The 17,461-nt window shown below is 34.4% G+C and carries 12 protein-coding genes; 2 read left to right on the top strand and 10 right to left on the bottom strand.

What is annotated here, in order from left to right:
* Positions 1 to 209: 209 nt before the first annotated feature.
* Positions 210 to 2,540, top strand: a complete 2,331-nt coding sequence (locus IV513_RS06335) for an ATP-dependent helicase (RefSeq protein WP_209389764.1) — start codon at positions 210 to 212, stop codon at positions 2,538 to 2,540.
* Positions 2,541 to 2,648: 108 nt separating this feature from the next.
* On the opposite strand, the gene IV513_RS06330 is transcribed toward IV513_RS06335, so the two are convergent.
* The 5 genes from IV513_RS06330 to IV513_RS06310 form a co-directional block, all read right to left on the bottom strand.
* The gene (locus IV513_RS06330) at positions 2,649 to 4,490 is read right to left on the bottom strand and encodes a carbon starvation protein A (protein WP_209389763.1); all 1,842 of its coding nucleotides are present in this window, start codon (positions 4,488 to 4,490) and stop codon (positions 2,649 to 2,651) included.
* Between the two features lie 499 nt (positions 4,491 to 4,989).
* Positions 4,990 to 7,503, bottom strand: coding sequence for a M1 family metallopeptidase (locus IV513_RS06325; RefSeq protein WP_209389762.1), 2,514 nt, complete (start codon positions 7,501 to 7,503; stop codon positions 4,990 to 4,992).
* A gap of 88 nt (positions 7,504 to 7,591) precedes the next feature.
* Entirely contained in the window at positions 7,592 to 8,509 is a 918-nt protein-coding gene (locus IV513_RS06320; protein ID WP_209389761.1) for a S9 family peptidase, read from the bottom strand.
* Positions 8,510 to 8,644: 135 nt separating this feature from the next.
* Positions 8,645 to 9,439, bottom strand: a complete 795-nt coding sequence (locus IV513_RS06315) for a thymidylate synthase (RefSeq protein ID WP_209389760.1) — start codon at positions 9,437 to 9,439, stop codon at positions 8,645 to 8,647.
* Between the two features lie 262 nt (positions 9,440 to 9,701).
* On the bottom strand, positions 9,702 to 10,664 hold the full coding sequence (locus IV513_RS06310; RefSeq protein WP_209389759.1) for a YpdA family putative bacillithiol disulfide reductase: 963 nt from the start codon (positions 10,662 to 10,664) through the stop codon (positions 9,702 to 9,704).
* Between the two features lie 87 nt (positions 10,665 to 10,751).
* Between IV513_RS06310 and IV513_RS06305 the strand changes: the two genes are divergently transcribed.
* The gene (locus IV513_RS06305) at positions 10,752 to 11,387 is read left to right on the top strand and encodes a hypothetical protein (RefSeq protein ID WP_209389758.1); all 636 of its coding nucleotides are present in this window, start codon (positions 10,752 to 10,754) and stop codon (positions 11,385 to 11,387) included.
* Here IV513_RS06305 and IV513_RS06300 read toward each other — a convergent pair.
* The 5 genes from IV513_RS06300 to rlmB form a co-directional block, all read right to left on the bottom strand.
* Entirely contained in the window at positions 11,384 to 12,676 is a 1,293-nt protein-coding gene (locus tag IV513_RS06300) for a glycosyl transferase family 1 (protein WP_209389767.1), read from the bottom strand. The two genes, IV513_RS06305 and IV513_RS06300, sit on opposite strands and share 4 nt — an antisense overlap.
* Positions 12,677 to 12,710: 34 nt before the next feature.
* Positions 12,711 to 15,245, bottom strand: coding sequence for a YfhO family protein (locus tag IV513_RS06295; protein WP_209389757.1), 2,535 nt, complete (start codon positions 15,243 to 15,245; stop codon positions 12,711 to 12,713).
* A 31-nt stretch (positions 15,246 to 15,276) separates the two neighbouring features.
* Positions 15,277 to 15,507: a hypothetical protein gene (locus IV513_RS06290; RefSeq protein ID WP_209389756.1), complete on the bottom strand. Its 231-nt coding sequence runs from the start codon at positions 15,505 to 15,507 to the stop codon at positions 15,277 to 15,279.
* A gap of 73 nt (positions 15,508 to 15,580) precedes the next feature.
* Entirely contained in the window at positions 15,581 to 16,627 is a 1,047-nt protein-coding gene (locus tag IV513_RS06285) for a DUF6263 family protein (RefSeq protein WP_209389755.1), read from the bottom strand.
* A gap of 75 nt (positions 16,628 to 16,702) precedes the next feature.
* Complete coding sequence (rlmB, locus tag IV513_RS06280; RefSeq protein WP_209389754.1) at positions 16,703 to 17,443, bottom strand: 23S rRNA (guanosine(2251)-2'-O)-methyltransferase RlmB; 741 nt, start codon at positions 17,441 to 17,443, stop codon at positions 16,703 to 16,705.
* Between the last annotated feature and the right edge of the window lie 18 nt (positions 17,444 to 17,461).

The raw sequence follows: 17,461 nt of genomic DNA, 5'->3' as shown, positions 1-17,461 counted from the left end.
GAAGTTCTATACATTCCAATTTGAAAGCAACGCTAAATTTTTCTTTCCTTTCCATAAAAAATGCCCCTAAAAAGTGTCTAACTTTTTGGGGGCAGTCCAAACCGCTGATTTTTTGATATCCATAATCTATAAAACAGCATGTTTAAATTCATCTAATTTGAATTCTCCTTATAAAACACTATTTTTGTTTTCCAAATTTTTTTTGTAGTATGGATTATCTGAATGGACTGAATGAATCACAATATGAAGCTGTTACAACACTTGAAGGACCTTTGATGGTACTCGCAGGAGCGGGTTCGGGTAAAACCAGAGTACTCACTATGCGTATTGCCCATCTTATAACCAATGGAATAGATCCTTTTAATATTCTTGCTTTAACCTTTACCAACAAAGCTGCAAAAGAAATGAAGGAACGTATTGCAAAAGTGGTTGGGCAAAGCAATGCGAGAAGTCTGTGGATGGGAACTTTTCACTCGGTTTTTGCAAGAATTCTCAGAAGCGAAGCCAATTATTTAGGATATCCATCCAATTTTACCATCTACGATCAGCAAGATGCCCTCAATGTAATTAAAAAAGCAATAAAAGACCTGAATATTGATGCAGATTTGTATAAACCAAAGAAAGTTCAGGCAAGAATTTCTTCGTATAAGAATAATCTTATCACTGTAAAAGCATATTACAATAATCCCGAATTATTGGAGGCTGACGAAAAAGCCAATATGAAATTTCTTGGTAAAATCTACGAAAAATACGTTGATGCTTGTTATAGAAACGGCTCAATGGATTTTGATGATCTGCTTTTGAAAACCAATGAGTTGCTTACAAGATTTCCTGAAGTTTTGGCAAAATATCAGGACAGATTCAGATATATTTTGGTAGATGAGTATCAGGATACCAATCATTCTCAGTATTTAATTGTAAAAGCTTTGGCTTCAAAGTTCGAAAATATCTGTGTGGTTGGAGATGATGCACAATCTATTTATTCGTTCCGAGGAGCGAATATTTACAATATTTTAAATTTTAAAAAAGACTATCCTGATGCCGTAACTGTTTCTTTGGAGCAGAATTACCGATCAACACAAAATATTGTAAATGCTGCTAATGTTGTAATTTCAAAAAATCTTCAGCAGTTTAAGAAAAATGTGTTCAGCGAAAATGAAGAAGGTGAAAAAATTAAAGTTTACCGTTCTCTTTCGGATGCCGATGAAGCCAATTTCGTTGCCGGAAACATTTGGGAACTTCATAATCGTGACCAAAGAAAATTTGGAGAATTTGCCATTCTTTATCGTACCAATTCTCAAACCAGAGCTTTTGAAGACGCTCTGAGAAGAAAAAATATTCCGTACAAAGTGTATGGCGGTCTTTCTTTTTACCAAAGGAAAGAAGTAAAGGATTTAATTGCGTATCTACGGTTGTTAATTAATCAAAACGACTCTGAAGCGTTGATGAGAATCATCAATTATCCAGCCAGAGGAATTGGTGAAACTACACAGAATAAACTCATTGTTTTTGCCGATTCCCAGAATCTTTCTGTATCTAAAGTTTTAGATAATCTTCCTATTTATGCCCCGCATTTGGGTTTTAATAATGGTATTATTACCAAATTGAGCGATTTTTGGTCGATGATTAAAGCATTTCAGGTATTGCTTAAAACTGAAACTGCTTATAACGTAGCCATGGAAGTAGCGAAAAGAAGTGGTTTGATTAAATTTTTGAAAGACGACCAAACTCCTGAAGGTATTTCCCGTGTAGAGAATGTACAGGAATTGATGAACTCTATGCAGGGTTTTATCGATGAGCAAATGCAGTTGGAAGATGGCGATCCGAGTTTGCCCAACTTTCTGGAAAATATTGCACTTTCCGCAGACACACAAAAAAAAGACGATTCCGACGATGCGGTTTCTTTAATGACTATCCACCTTTCTAAAGGACTGGAATTTCCGGTAGTACATTTGGTTGGGTTGGAAGAAAATCTTTTTCCGAGCTTTATGAGTTCTGCAACCAGAGAAGATTTAGAAGAAGAAAGACGGTTGTTTTATGTTGCTTTAACGAGGGCAGAAAAGCAGGCATTTTTCTCTTACGCCGTTTCCAGATTTCAGTGGGGAAAAATTACCGATGCAGAGCCATCTAGATTTTTGAGTGAAGTGGATGAGGAATACATAGAGTTTCTGAATCCGGCAATGCAGGGCAGATTCATCAATAATTCAGGTATTTCCTCTAATATTTTCGATGAACATCCTTCAGAAATCAGAAGTTTTAAGAAAGTAGAGAAAAAAACAATTACTAAAGCCGACAAAGATAAGCCTATTGCAGAACCACGTAAACTGAAGCCTGTAGCTACTGCAAAAATCATCAATCCGAGCGGTGCATCTTCTCAGGATATTGAAGTGGGAGATAAGGTAAGGCATGATCGTTTCGGAGTCGGTGAAGTAGCTTTTCTGGATGGAACAGATCCTCAGAATATTAAAGCAAAAGTTGTTTTTTTACATGAAGGAGAAAAAAACCTGATCTTAAAATATGCAAAACTTACTAAGATTTAGATAAGTTTTCTTCAATTCAATGATAGAATATTGAAAAAGGTTTAAAACAAAATAAAGGTACAGAATTAAACTCTGTACCTTTTTTATTTCTTGAAATTAAGTTAAAAACTATCTTTCTACCAATTCTTTTACGGTTTCTCCATAATAATCGGTTTCCGATGTTTTTACCTGCAGAAGTTTATACCATTTTCTGAATGCTCCAATGAATACGGCAAGCATTAAAACCATTGCAATTATTGCAAGGGAAGCCAATAAATACTGTTCTTTCGGAATATAAATTGTGGTAACTTGTATATAACCTGCCCAAAAGGTAATAACTGCCATAAAAACACCGGGAATTGCCGAACACAGTGCATATTTTCCTCTGTTGAGTCTGATGAGCATTGTTGTACATACAATAAGACCACACGCGGCAAGTAACTGATTACTAATTCCGAATAAAGGCCAAATACTGCTTACATTTCCGGTGAAAACCAAATATCCCCATGCAAAAGTAAAAAGCAAACTGCTGATAATAATTCCGGGAGTCCAGTTCTTATCATTAAATTTTGGAATAACGGAACCCAACATTTCCTGCAGGAAAAATCTTCCCACTCTTGTTCCAGCATCAATTGCGGTTAATATAAATACAGCTTCAAACATAATGGCGAAGTTGTACCAATATGCCATTAACTGATCCATGTAAGGTATTTTATTGAAAATATGAGCCATACCCACCGCTAAAGAAACGGCACCTCCTGTTCTTCCATGAAGGTCAATACCAATTTTTTCTGAAAAATAGCCTATATCTACTCCGTGTAAATCTGGATGAGCTGCTAAGAAAGTATCATACACTTCTTTTGGTGTATTAATAGCGAAATAATCTCCAGGCATTAAAGTACACGCTGCAATTAGTGCCATTAAAGCCACAAAACCTTCTACTAACATTGCTCCATAGCCTACAAAAAGAATTTCTCTTTCTCTATTCAGCATTTTTGGAGTAGTTCCTGTAGCAATTACCGCATGAAAACCTGATATAGCTCCACAAGCAATAACAATAAAAATGAAAGGTAATACGGGTCCGCCGATAATAGGACCGCCACCATTTACAAATTGAGTAAGAGCCGGCATTTGTATCGTTGGATGAATTGCAATTACACCTATTGCAAGCATAATAATGGTACCAATTTTTAAATAAGTGGATAAATAATCTCTTGGAACCAATAATAACCATACCGGTAAAACCGAAGCTAAAAATCCGTAAAGAGGAATGGCAATAGATATAGTGGTAATATCCCAACTGAATAAATTATTTATGGTTTCATTCTGCATAAGATTATGTCCGCCAATAATTCCTGCAATTAATAAAACACCCCCTAAAATACTTGCAAATGTTACCGAATTTTTTCTGTAACGCATTATTAAACCCATGATGATGGCAATCGGCATGGTTATAATAACCGTAAATAAAGACCAGGAAGCTTCATGCATTGCATTAATACATGCTAAAGACAATCCGGCAAGTGTTAGAATTAAAATGAATAAAATTGCAAAACCAGCAACTGTACCGGTTGTTTTACCAATCTCTTTGGAAGCAATCGTTGCTAAACTTTGCCCTTTATGTCTTACAGAAGCAAAAAGTACCACCATGTCGTGAACTCCGCCTCCTAGAACGCACCCGATTAAAATCCATAATGCTCCGGGAAGATAGCCGAACTGAGCCGCCAAAACTGGTCCTACAAGAGGCCCTGCTGCTGCAATTGCCGCAAAATGATGCCCAAAAAGTACATTTTTGTTGGTGGCAACATAATCTTTACCATCTGCAAATTCTATTGCAGGAGTAGTATTTCTGTCGTTAAGACGAAGTACTTTGTTTGCCAAAAAGATTCCGTAAATACGATAGGATATTGCAAAAATAAGTATAGATACAAATACCAAGGTTAATGCATTAATTCCGTTTAGAAATTCCATATAATTATTAATTTTTTATAGATATGTTTCAATGATTTGAAATTAAATTTCATAAAAATTTAATTAGATTGCAATTTACTTATTTTGAGTATAATTTATTTAAAATGTATATTAAATTAGCAAATATGTATCTTATGAAATTATTTTTAGTTGATTTTTAAATTTTTAGGATATCTATATTTACGATAAGTATATAGATTCAGATAGTGATTGTTTTATTGCAAAAACAAGAGAAGTTTATTTTTTGAAATGCTTTTAAACTATACAATGGCACTTTTTAGTAAAATAAAACAAAGTTTAGTGTTGCTTTGGTAAGTTCTACGCTTTGGTTTATGTTAAACATATGTAAATTAGATATTTTTACCCATTGCATTTTATAAATCCTTATCCCGAACTCAGGTTATTAAATACAGATTCTATATCATGAAATTGAATACCATAATAAATACAAAGACCGGCATTTTTAAAAGCCGGTCTTTCTAATATGTGTTAATATTTTTTATTTGAAATTATCAATAGCTTTATTAATAGCATCAATTTGAGGGTTGATGCTGGAAGCTTTTCCTGGATTTTGTTTTAATAATTCCATTTTTTTGCTTAGTCCGTCTTTCAGCATTTGGCTTATCATCATTTTTACCTGAGGATTTTCTCCCATCTGACCTTTTGCCTGACCCAATATTTTGGTAATGCTTGTCGTTGCTTTTAAATTATCCGAAGACATAATCCAATTATATCCTTCTTCGGCAACTTTTCCAAGTTCCGGATCCTGAAATTTAACAAATGGATAAAAAGCAGCAATAGGAGCAATATTCGCCATTTGGGAAGTCACTTTATTTTTTACAACGATTGGTAATAACTGCGAAAGCATGTCTTCAGAAGCACCTTCAAGATCAATCTTGTCTGCCAAAGAACTGGCTTTCGAAGGATCTACTGCTAAAATTGCAGCCAAAGAGTTGCCTTTTACAGAATTGGATACAGCATTAATTCCTTTTTCAAAAATCGGAACATATTTTTTGTCTTTTGTTTTTGCCAAAGCTGCTATTGCCGCTCCCTGAACCAAAGTTTTAGGATCATTTGTTGCCAGTTTTTCAACATCGCTTCCTAATGCTTTCATCATTTCTGCATTCGACAGATCTACAAGTTCCAGTGCCTTTATTCTTGTTCTGAAAAATGGATCTTTTACTGCAGCAGCCAACAATTTTGTGACAGCGGGATTTTTTCCTACCTGATCTTTAATTCCTGTTAGTGCAATGTATTTACTCTTAAATTCTTTAGAACCTAAGAATTGGGCTAAATATTGCTCCGGAGTTTTAGATTCTGTAACATCTGCAAGAAGAATTCCGTCTGCATTGATGTTGATAAGTTCAGGGTTTTTAGACGCATCAAAATTAAATGTATTTTTTGCTTCTGCATTTACCCAAACCTGATATCTTTTTGGTTTACCGTTTTCGTAAATATCAATAGCCAAAGGAAACTGAAAAGGCTCATCCTGAGTTTGGTTAATGGTTACGGTCACCTGTTTTTTTACAGGTTCAAAATTATAAGTATAATTCAGTTTTGGATTTCCGCTACCGAAATACCACTGATTAAAAAACCAGTTCAAATCTTTACCTGAAACTTTTTCAAAAGATAATCTTAACTGATGAGCTTCTGCCGCCTGATATTCGTTGGTTTTCAGATAATCTGTAATTCCTGCAAAAAATGCATCGTCTCCAAGGTAATTTCGTAGCATGTGTAAAATTCCACCACCTTTTTGATAGGTTACCAAATCAAAAACATCTTCTCTGGAATTATAATTGAATCTTACCAAATCTTTTTTGAAATCTGAAGGATTATGGATGTAATGGTTTACATCTTCCATTTGGTGATAATCTGCCTGATCTTTACCATACTTAAATTCGTTCCAGAGATACTCCGAATAGTTGGCAAAAGATTCGTTTACGGTAAGATTACTCCAGCTTTCTGCGGTTACAAGATCTCCAAACCAATGGTGGAAAAGCTCGTGGGCAATGGTGTCTTCCCATTTGTTTTCATCTATTAATTGTCCCGGTTTTTGTAAAATATCGCTCCCGTGAAGTGTCGCAGTTGTATTTTCCATAGCACCACTTACGTAATCTCTACCCGAAATCTGTGCATATTTTTGCCAAGGATAATCGTAACCCAATTTTTTCGAAAAGAAATCTATCATTTCAGGAGTATTCCCATAGATTTGTTTTGCGTAGGGTTCATATTCTTTTTCAATATAATAATCTACAGGAACATTTTTCCACTTGTCTTTAACTACGGCATATTCTCCTACACCCATAAAGAAAAGATAGGTGGAGTGTCTTTTATCCATCACCCAATGGTCGGTTCTCAATCCATTGGCCTCTTTTTGAGAATTTTTTAGAATTCCGTTGGAAAGTGTTACATATTTGTCTGGAACAGTCATGTAAATTTCCTGAGTGGTTTTTTGGTTGGGTTTATCTATGGTAGGAAACCAAGCAGATGAAGATTCTGTTTCTCCCTGCGTCCATATTTGGGTTGGTTTATCCGGATCTTTCCCCTGTGCATTAATGAAATAAAGACCTTTGGCATCATTAATAGCTGCACTTCCTTCCTGTTTTACTTCATTGGGTCTAGATGTGTATTTAATATAAACCGTATAATCCTGGTTTCGAGCATATACTTTATCAAGATTAATTTTTAAAACATCATTTTTATATTCATACTTTAAAGGTGTTTTTTTACCATTATTATCCAATGCAACTTCATGAATCAGCATCCCTTTGGCATCCAGAACAAGTTCATTGGTAGAGTAGAAAAAAGGAGATGCAGTAAGCCATTCTTCACCATTCATCTGCTCTTTCTCATAGTCGAAATTCACCTTCAGTTTGGTGTGCTTCAGTTCTGTAGTTTTGGTATGGGTCGCTCTGTAAGGAACTGTTCTTCCCGAAGTTTCTGTCTGAGCGAAAGTTACATTCGAATTAAATAGTGCACCCAGAAAAAGTGCTGTTATGAATATTTTTTTCATTCTTACGAATTTATGTATTGATGTTATTTTTAAGGTAATAAGTAGGAAATTTTTTGAAATTGTTACAGAATTAATTTTTGCATTATGATTATTGGAGATACTCTTTGAAAAACGCATTTAATTGTTTAATCATATCGTTGGTATGATTGTTAATCCCATGATTGTCATTTTCATATACCAATAATTTTGTAGAAAACTGATTAGAATTAAGCTCATTGAACAAGGCAAAAGCATTGCTTACATTCACTCTCTCATCTTTAGCTCCGTGAATGATAAAACTTTTCAGCTGCTTATTTTTTATTTGAGGAATTGCAAGTAATGAAGAACGTTTATTGAGTTCCAGTGTAGGATTTTTCTCAAAATCGGGTATAAGTTCTTTGTAAAGCCCGTACATTTCCGGTCTGTCTTTCTGGTTGAGATCTGCAATACCACCAATAGTTGCATTGGCAGATATTCTGTCTGTTTCTTTCAAAACCAGAAAATTAGTCATGGAACCTCTGCTAATTCCCAGCATTCCTATTTTTTTTGAATCTGCATTTGTTTGATGATCTATAATATTTAATAATTGCAATACATCATTAATATCTTTTCCGCCGAATTCATCCTTACCTTCACTTCTTGAGCTGCCCCGAAGCTGAGAACCGATAATAATAAATCCTTTTGCAGCTATTTTAGATAAAAAATTGGTAAGTGTAGCGATGCTTACAGCACCAAGGTCACGATTTCCACCACGGTTGAAAATAATCACCGGAAATTTTCCTTTTGTTTTGGGTTCAATAAGAAATCCCCGGATTTTCAGATTGTCGTGAGAGCGATAATCATAACCGTAAATACTAACAGAATCCAAATACTTATACTCTTCTTTGAATGTTTTTTTACCGTCTTTACCGTCTACAGTATACTCTGGAAATTTTTCAGGAAAAGTCTGTTCAAGAGATACGGAAGTATTCTGAGCATTGAAAAATGCAGAGAACAGTATTAACTTTAAGTAAATTAAATTTTTCATATTTACAACCGAGAAATACTTTTAATAAAAGAATGATTGATTTTGAATTATCATTTCAATAAAAAAATGTGGAATGTTTTTTTAAAAAAAAAATCTTGTTCAAATATTCAAGAAAATGATTCAAAAAATAATTACTTATATCGCTACCGGTGCTTTTATCCCTGGATGTGGATCGTAGTTTTCTAATGTAAAATCTTCAAAATCAAAATCAAAAATATTTTTAATTTCTGGGTTCAGTTTCATTGTGGGTAAAGCTCTTGTTTCTCTTGAAAGCTGTTTTTTAACCTGATCAAAATGATTGTTGTAAATATGTACATCTCCAAAACTATGAACATAATCTCCAACTTCAAGACCGGTAACCTGAGCGACCATCATCAATAAAAGCGCATAACTCGCAATATTGAAGGGAACACCCAAGAAAACATCTGCACTTCTTTGATAGAGTTGTAAAGATAATTTTCCGTCTGCCACATAAAACTGAAATAAAGCATGACATGGTGCTAATGCCATATTGGGGATTTCTGCAGCATTCCATGCAGAAACAATTAATCTTCTGGAATCGGGATTGGTTTTAATCTGCTCAATTACTTCCGAAAACTGGTCTACTACTTTACCATCTGCACCAGACCAACTACGCCATTGTGCTCCGTAAACAGGCCCCAAATCTCCATTTTCATCTGCCCATTCGTCCCAAATGGAAACACCATTGTCTTTAAGATATTTAATATTTGTTTCTCCTTTAATGAACCATAGAAGCTCGTAAATGATAGATTTCAGGTGAACTTTTTTTGTTGTTACCAGAGGAAAACCTTTAGACAAATCATAACGGAGCTGATACCCGAAAATGCTTCGTGTTCCTGTTCCTGTTCTGTCGGTTTTGTCGGTTCCGTTATCTAAAATATGCTGAAGTAAATCTAAGTAGTTTTGCATTGCGAAAATATAATAGCCTCAAATTTAGAAAAACTATGTTGAAAATCTTTACTTTGAGCCTAAATAATCCATATCGCAATCATTAATTTTTTGGATTGAATGAAGATGATATTTTTAGGTAACTTTTTGATATGCTAACGTGAGTTTTTGATAAGAATTTATAAAATGCAAAGCTAAACCTGAGATGTTAAATAAGATAAATTGCTTTTTTTACCCTTAAAATCAAAATTGAAAATTAAATAGTACGATTTTTTATGGGATTTTACTTCGAAAGAATATTTTCAACAATTATTTCCGCATGAATTCTTGAGTTTTCAATGAACCAAAGATGGGTATCTTTTCCGCCACAAACTACACCAGCAAGATATAAATTCGGAACATTAGTTTCCATTGTTTCAGGATGATAAAGTGGATTCAGACAATCTCCTTGTAACTCGATTCCTGAGTTTTTTAGGAAATCAAAATCTGGAAGATAACCTGTCATTGCCAATACAAAATCATTTTCAATTTCATTGATTTTTCCATTTTCATCTTTAAAAATGACCGAATTTTCTTTAATTTCAAGCAATTCGGAATTAAAATGTGCTTTAATACTTCCTTCTGAAATTCTGTTCTCAATGTCTGGTTTTACCCAATATTTTACGCTTGGTGATATTTCAGAATTTCGGATAATCATGGTTACTTCCGCACCTTTTCTGTAAGTTTCTAAAGCGGCATCTACCGAAGAATTGCTTGAGCCCACCACTACGATTTTCTGTTTTGCATAAGGATAAGGCTCTGTATAATAATGTTTTACTTTCGGCAGGATCTCTCCGGGAATATTCATGAGGTTGGGAATGTCATAAAATCCGGTAGCGATAATCACATTTTTGGCAAAATATTTTGATTTTGATGTTTCAACAGAAAATATTTCCTGATTTTTAGAAACATTTATTACCCGTTCGTAAAGATTAATGTTGATATTTTTCTGTCTTGCAATGCCTTGATAATATTCTAATGCTTCCTGTCTTCCCGGTTTGGGAGCCGCAGAAATAAAAGGAATTTCTGCAATTTCGAGTTTATCTGCTGTTGAGAAAAACTTCATATATAAAGGGTAATTGTAGAGGGAGTTTACAATAGTCCCTTTTTCAATAATTAAATAGCTGAGATTATTTTTTCTAGCCTCCAATGCACAGTTTAGCCCAATAGGTCCTGCTCCGATGATGAGAATATCTAAGATTTCCATTACACAAATTTACGAAATCAAAGGCTTTCTCTGCCTACATTTCAAAAAATTCGGCATCACTTTTGGAACTTTAAAGAAAATTTAAAAATGAAGCATTTTCTGATATCTTTACTTGTAGTAACTTTATTTTCTTGTAACAAAAAAGCAGAAGAAAATTACAAACCGTCTACTGATAGCATAAAAACTTCCGTTCAAAAGAAAGAAAAAAAACAGCAATCTCTTCCTAAGGAAGTCGTATTGAAAAAAATGAATAGCGAACTTCTGCAGGCTATAAAAATGGCAGATTACAATGCTTTCGCCAACCATATTCATCCCGAAAAAGGGGTTCGTTTTTCTATGTATGCATTTACAAACCGTAATGAAGATAAGCACTTTTCAAAATCAGATTTCCAGAAATATTTTCCTACAAAGACTATTTTTACGTGGGGATCTCTTGACGGAACTGGCGAAGTGTATCAATCAACGATTAAGAATTACTTCAGAAAATGGGTTTTCAAAAAAGATTTTACCCATTCAAAATATTCTTACAATTCTTTTCAGGGAGGAGGAAATTCGCTCAATAATCTTGAGGAAATATATCCTAAATCCGATTTCACAGAAAACTACATTCCCGGTTCGGAGCAATATAGCGAAATGGATTGGAAGTCGCTCCGTTTCGTTTTTGAAGAATTTGAAGGTGAATATTATCTCGTTGCTGTAATTAATGATGAATGGACAGTCTAACCCAGCAATTCGGAAAGTTGTTTTGTTAAATTTTTTCTTGAAAACTGTTCGATGTTTTTTGTGTTTTCAGATAAATTACCGTTTTTCCAGAGTTTAAATTTCTGTATAATAAAATCTTCAATTTCTTCTGAATCTTCGTAGCTAAAGTGCTTTCCGGCATTAGTTTCCTGCAAGATTTTAGAAACATCTGCTTCGTTGGGACCAAACGAGAGAATCTGCTTTCCGGTGGCGAGATACTCAAATATTTTGCCCGGAATTATTCCTTTGGAAGAAACATTGGGGAAGTTGGTAATCAATAAAACTGATGAGTTCGACATTTCCTGAACTGCCCGGTCATGCGAAACATACCCAAGATTCAGAATGTGATTTTTTAAATCTGAATTTTCAAGACTTGTCAAAATTTTATCATCAATTCTTCCCACGAATTTTAATCTGAAACTTTCAGCAAAATCTGAATTGTTTTTGATTAAATTATTCAGTGCTGCCCAAAGATTTTCAGGATTTCTCAGCTGTTCCAAAACACCGATATAGCTCAGCGTAAAATGATCAGGAATAGCGGACTGATTTAGTTTTTTTCCTGAATCTGTTTCATCAAAACCATTCGTAATGCAAACCGCATTGGCTCCGTTTTTTCTGAAATTTTCTGCATCTGTATAGCTTGTTGCCAAAGTAATATCTGCATTTTTAAAAACCTCACTTTCAAGAAAACGATGCTTTTTATCTGATCTGTTGGTAAGCTTTAAATGCTTGTAATATGAAATTTCTGTCCAAGGATCGCGGAAATCGGCAATCCATCGGAGATGGGGAAGTTTCTTCTTTAAATTCAGACCAATAAGATGCATGGAATGAGGTGGACCCGAAGTTACAACGGTTTCTATGTTGTTTTGCTGAAGATATTTTTCTAGAAATTCTGTGGAAGGTTTTACCCAGAAAACTCTGGCATCGGGAATGAAAAAATTTCCTCTCACCCAAATCGAAAGTTTAGATTTCCAGCTTTGATTATTTCCTACATCAAACTGTCCTGCTTTGAATTTTTTATTGCTTTTATTAAGCTTTTCGGCAAGTTGATAAGGTTCCCAGATTTTAGTTTTTACAATTTCTAAATCTTCAGGAACATCTTTCATTAAACTTTCATCCAGCAAAGGATAACTTGGGTTTTCCGGAGTGTAAATAATGGGTTTCCAGCCAAATTCGGGAAGGTATTTTGCAAATTTTAACCACCGCTGAACTCCCGGACCTCCCGCAGGTGGCCAGTAATACGTGATGATTAATATCTTTTTTGTCTGAATTCCTTCCATTTTAACTGTAAAAGTCCTTGATTTTTTAAGCGTTTGAAGTTTCAGTATTTTTAGGTTTTCGGAACATTAGAGAAATTCCAAAACCACTTAAAACTATAAATAATCCAAAACAGATTAGGGAAATCCATTTTCCTTTTTCGATTACCTCAGGCTCAAAAACCATTTTTATATTATGATTTCCTGCGGGTACATGTAATGCACGTAGAAAATAGTCTGCTTTAATATAAGGAACTTCCTTTTCATCTATGAAGACTTTCCAGCCATGAGGATAATACACTTCAGAGAAAACTGCCAATTGTGGAGTTTTAGAAGATGATTTAAATTCTAATTCGTTCGGCTCGTATTTGGTAAGATTAATTGTAGCCGTAGAGTCTATTTGAACAGGTTTTCCAGCGAAATAAGCTTTATCTGCATTATTAATTACAGCCGTTTTCTTACTGTCGATTTCTCCAATTAAATTAATTTCTTCGTTGGGTGTTGCAGCAAATTTTAAATCACTTACAAACCATGCATTTCCGTTGGCATTAGGGTTTGGAACTACTTGCGGAGAAGAAGTTTCCCCAAAAATTATGTATTTTGTATTGAGAAGATTTAAAATTTTTGGTGTTTTAATACTGTCTACATTAGAAATATATTGGTTCATAACATCATCAAACCTTCTCAGTCTTACTGCATGATAACCTCCCACTGAAGATTTAAAATATGACGTATTGGTTTCGCTATTTACACCCAAAACCTGATTGTATATTCTGTAATGCTTCTTGTCTTTTTCAGCAATGGTTTCCAGAGTTTTATTTACCGGAATGCTTGCTAAAATAGACTGTAAATTTTCGTTATCTCCCGCTTTCTCCATAAGATAATCGCTGCTCTCTGTCTGGAAAGGATTTTCTGCGAAAATTTTATCTACATAATTCTCGTCATTCAGGTAACGTTTGTTCACGCTCCACAAATCAAATAAACTTACCGCACCAATAATTAAAAGTGCAATATTTTGATTGAGTTTCTGTTTCAAACTAAAAAACAACACCGCACAAGTAATTCCAACATATAATAATGCTTTAATAGCATCTGTACGGAACATTCCGAATCTTGTGTCGATTAAATAATCCAATAAAAATGGAGGAAGATAGGTTCTTTCGTTATCGGTTGCAAACCCTAAAAGAGATTTTCCAAAAATAATCAGAATGAATGTTAAGCCTAAAGTTCCCGCACCAGTATACATTAGTATTTTCTTTTTGTATTCTTCGTCTAGATTTTCACTTTTGAAAAACCTGTATAATCCTATGATTGCTATAAGTGGGAATAGTAATTCTACTACTACCAAAATAGATGACGGAGCCCTGAATTTGCTATAAAAAGGGATGTAATCTATAAAAAAGTCTGAAAGAACCATGAAATTGCTTCCCCAAGCCAATAAAATAGTTAAAATAGTGGCTCCTAAAATCCAGTAACGGTATTTTTTCGGAGCAAAAAAGAATCCTAAAAGTGCAAGAAAACATACTACAGCTCCTTGATAAGCCGGACCTGAAGTTCCCGGCTGATCTCCCCAATAAGTAAGACTTCCGAATCCTTTCGAGATACGCTCGTATTCTGCCTGCGAACTTACATTTTGCTGAACCATCTCGCGAACCTTTTCCATCATTTCTTTTCCTTCCGGTTCCTGGCTTCCACCACCCATTAGTCTTGGTATGAAAAGATTTAAAGTTTCAAGTTTACCGTAGCTCCACATCAGGATGCTTTCTTTATCCATACCGGTATTTCCGGCTTTGTGACTGTCATTGGTTAAGATTTGTTTTCCTCTTACTGTTTCTTTTATGTATTCGGAGTTTGCCATAATTCGCTGAGAATTCATCCCAACACCTATCGCAAGAGAAGCAGCGATAATCCCTGAAGAAACTAAGAAATGTTTCATCGGAACTTTCTTTTTTATAGCTCTTACTAATTCAGAAATAAATAAAAATCCTAACCCTAAAAATAAATAGTAAGTCATTTGCGGATGGTTCGCTGCAACCTGTAATCCGAAGAATAGGGTAGTAACGATAAATCCGAGGATGTATTTTTTTCTGATGTATACCAATAAAATTCCGGCTAAAAGAGGTGCAAAATATTCTATGGTATTTACTTTTCCGTTGTGTCCTGCTGCAATAATAATATAGAAATACGTGGAAAGACCAAAAAAAGTGGCTCCTAAAAGAGCGTATTTCCAGTTTCGGACGGCAACCATTCCCAAAAGGAAAAATCCTGAAAAAAGTAAAAACAGATAATTAACCGGTCTTGGCAAAATATTTAGATAACTGTCTATTTTTTTAATAATATCTCCTTCAAAACGGCTTCCCATCTGGTAAGTAGGCATACCTCCAAACATAGAATCGCTCCAATACGTTTCTTTATCGAAATTTTCGCGGTAATCTAGAAGTTCTTTTGCACCACCCCGGTATTGTACAATATCGTGCTGAAAAAGCTGTTTTCCTGTAAAAACGGGAGTAGAATATAAAAATGCTAAAACTAAGAATACAACTAATGAAGCTGCAACATAGATTAAGTTTTTATTTTTTGCCATAAAATTGGTTGTTATCTTTAATATTGGGATGTTAACGTTTTTCGTTGCTGTCTTTTACCTCTTCATAATCTACAGTTTCGGCATCCCATTTTACTTTTTTCTCAATATTATTTTTTGAGTTTTTTATTTCTTCTTTCTCGCTGTTCTGAGGTCTGAAACCAGTGTATTTATAAAATTTATTAAAGAAAATCCTTTTAAGAATATTCCAAACAAAAAATAATACTATGGTTATGAGGATAAACTCAAGAATGTGCTTAAACATAATCTATCTTGTTTTTTTGAGCGTTGCAAAGGCATCCATCCTGAGCAACGCTTTTCGTAACTAAATTTTTAAATTATTTTGCAGAAGGATTTACCATAACAGAAGAATTAGAAATACTTTTCATAGACTTCGACTGTTTTCCATCAGAATATGTTTCTACCTGAGTGGTTTTTACATTGATGTTCTGGTTGTAAATCCATCCCGTATTTTGGTCAAACTTTATAGAACCGCTTTGTGCAAGCTCACTGCTTAAACTATGATTAATTCCGTTTTGGCTTTGTTTTTCTGTTTTCTTAGGAATTCCTCCGGAAATAGAAATTTCTGCAATACCATTTCCAACACTTTTTAAAGTATAATTAGAGGTGACTTTTATTTTTCCTGCTCCGTCAGCATTTTCGGAAGTGCTCCATTTATCCCCAATTTTAGCTCCTTTTTTAGGAAGGATAGAAAGGTTTTTTTCAAACTGGTCTTTCAGGATTTTTTCGTTGAAAGTTTCTTTCAGATTGGCAATTACGGCTGTTCTTTGGGTAGGATCTTTTACGATGTCTTTCAGTGCGTTAGAAATTTTTGTATAAACGGCATCAAACCCTGTAATAGAAATAACATTGCCTTTATCGTCCATTTTCATGTTCAGTTTATTTCCTGTAAGTGCTTTGTTGATATTCCAAAGCATCTTAAGATCGTCTTCTTTCGGAATTTTCTGATTGGTATCTACAACGATTGTTTTCCCTTGTGCAGACTGAGAATTTCTTTTAGAAATAAGATTAATGGTCATGTCATAAACATGTCCTTTAATATCATTAACCGTAAAGTTCATTTCGTCTGTAGATTCGCTGGTTCCGCTCATGCTTTTCCCTTCAGGATCAGTCATGGTTTTCGTATCTCTTTGGTAGGTTGTTAAAGGATAGGTTTTACCTTTTTCAAGCTTAAATGTTTGTTTGAAAATACCTGCAGAATCTCTAATTGCGGCATCTGCTTTTACTTCCTTTACAGAATCTGAAGGAACTTCTACAGTAATGGTTTTGCCGGTTTTGGGATCTACTTTTGTAATGGTTGCTGTTTCTTTTTTACATGAAATAACAGCTAACGAAATAATGGCTAATGCGAATATATTTTTCATAAATTTTTCTTTATTTGAATCGGTTAAATCTTAATTCAGATGAAAATGAAAAGTTTTAACCGATATTTTTCTTAATTAAAGTTGTGTAATTTTTTGTCTCATTGCTTCATAAAGGATAGCTCCACAAGCAACTGATACGTTTAAAGACTGTGTTTTTCCTTCGATAGGAAGCTTCACTTTTTCGTCCGAATGATGGAGGACTTCTTTAGAAATTCCTGTTTCCTCGTTCCCCATTACTATAGCACAAGGTTCGGTGAAGTTTACATCATAGATAAGTTTTTGGGCTTTTTCGGTTGCAGAAAAAACAGAAATTCCGCTTTGCTGAAGAAAGTCTACAACATGCGCTAGATTAGGCTCTTTACATATTTTGATATTGTACATGGCTCCTGCAGAAGTTTTAATAGCATCAGAATTTACCGGAGCTCCTCCTTTTTCAGGAATTACTACCGCATCAATGCCCACACATTCTGCTGTTCTGCATATTGCACCAAAATTTCTTACATCGGTAAGTCTATCCAGAATAAGAATGAAAGGGGTTTTTCCTTCCTCAAACAATTCGAGTACCACATCTTCAATTTTGTAAAACGGAACATCAGAAATAAATGCGACTACACCCTGATGGTTTTTTCTTGTAAAACGGTTCAGTTTTTCAACCGGAACATAATTGGGGCGGATTTTATTTTTAGCCAAAACAGCCTTTAATTCCGCATAAATTTCTCCCTGAAGTGCATTTTGCACAAATATTTTATCAATTGTTTTTCCAGCTTCAATAGCTTCTAATACGGGACGGAGCCCAAATATAAAATCGTCTTTCATTTCTTAATTGCCTGTTTT

This window comes from Chryseobacterium sp. RR2-3-20 (assembly GCF_017808115.1).
Classification (GTDB): domain Bacteria; phylum Bacteroidota; class Bacteroidia; order Flavobacteriales; family Weeksellaceae; genus Chryseobacterium; species Chryseobacterium oryzae.
Note: the sequence above shows the minus strand (reverse complement) of the source record. Positions and strands in the feature narration are given on the sequence as shown.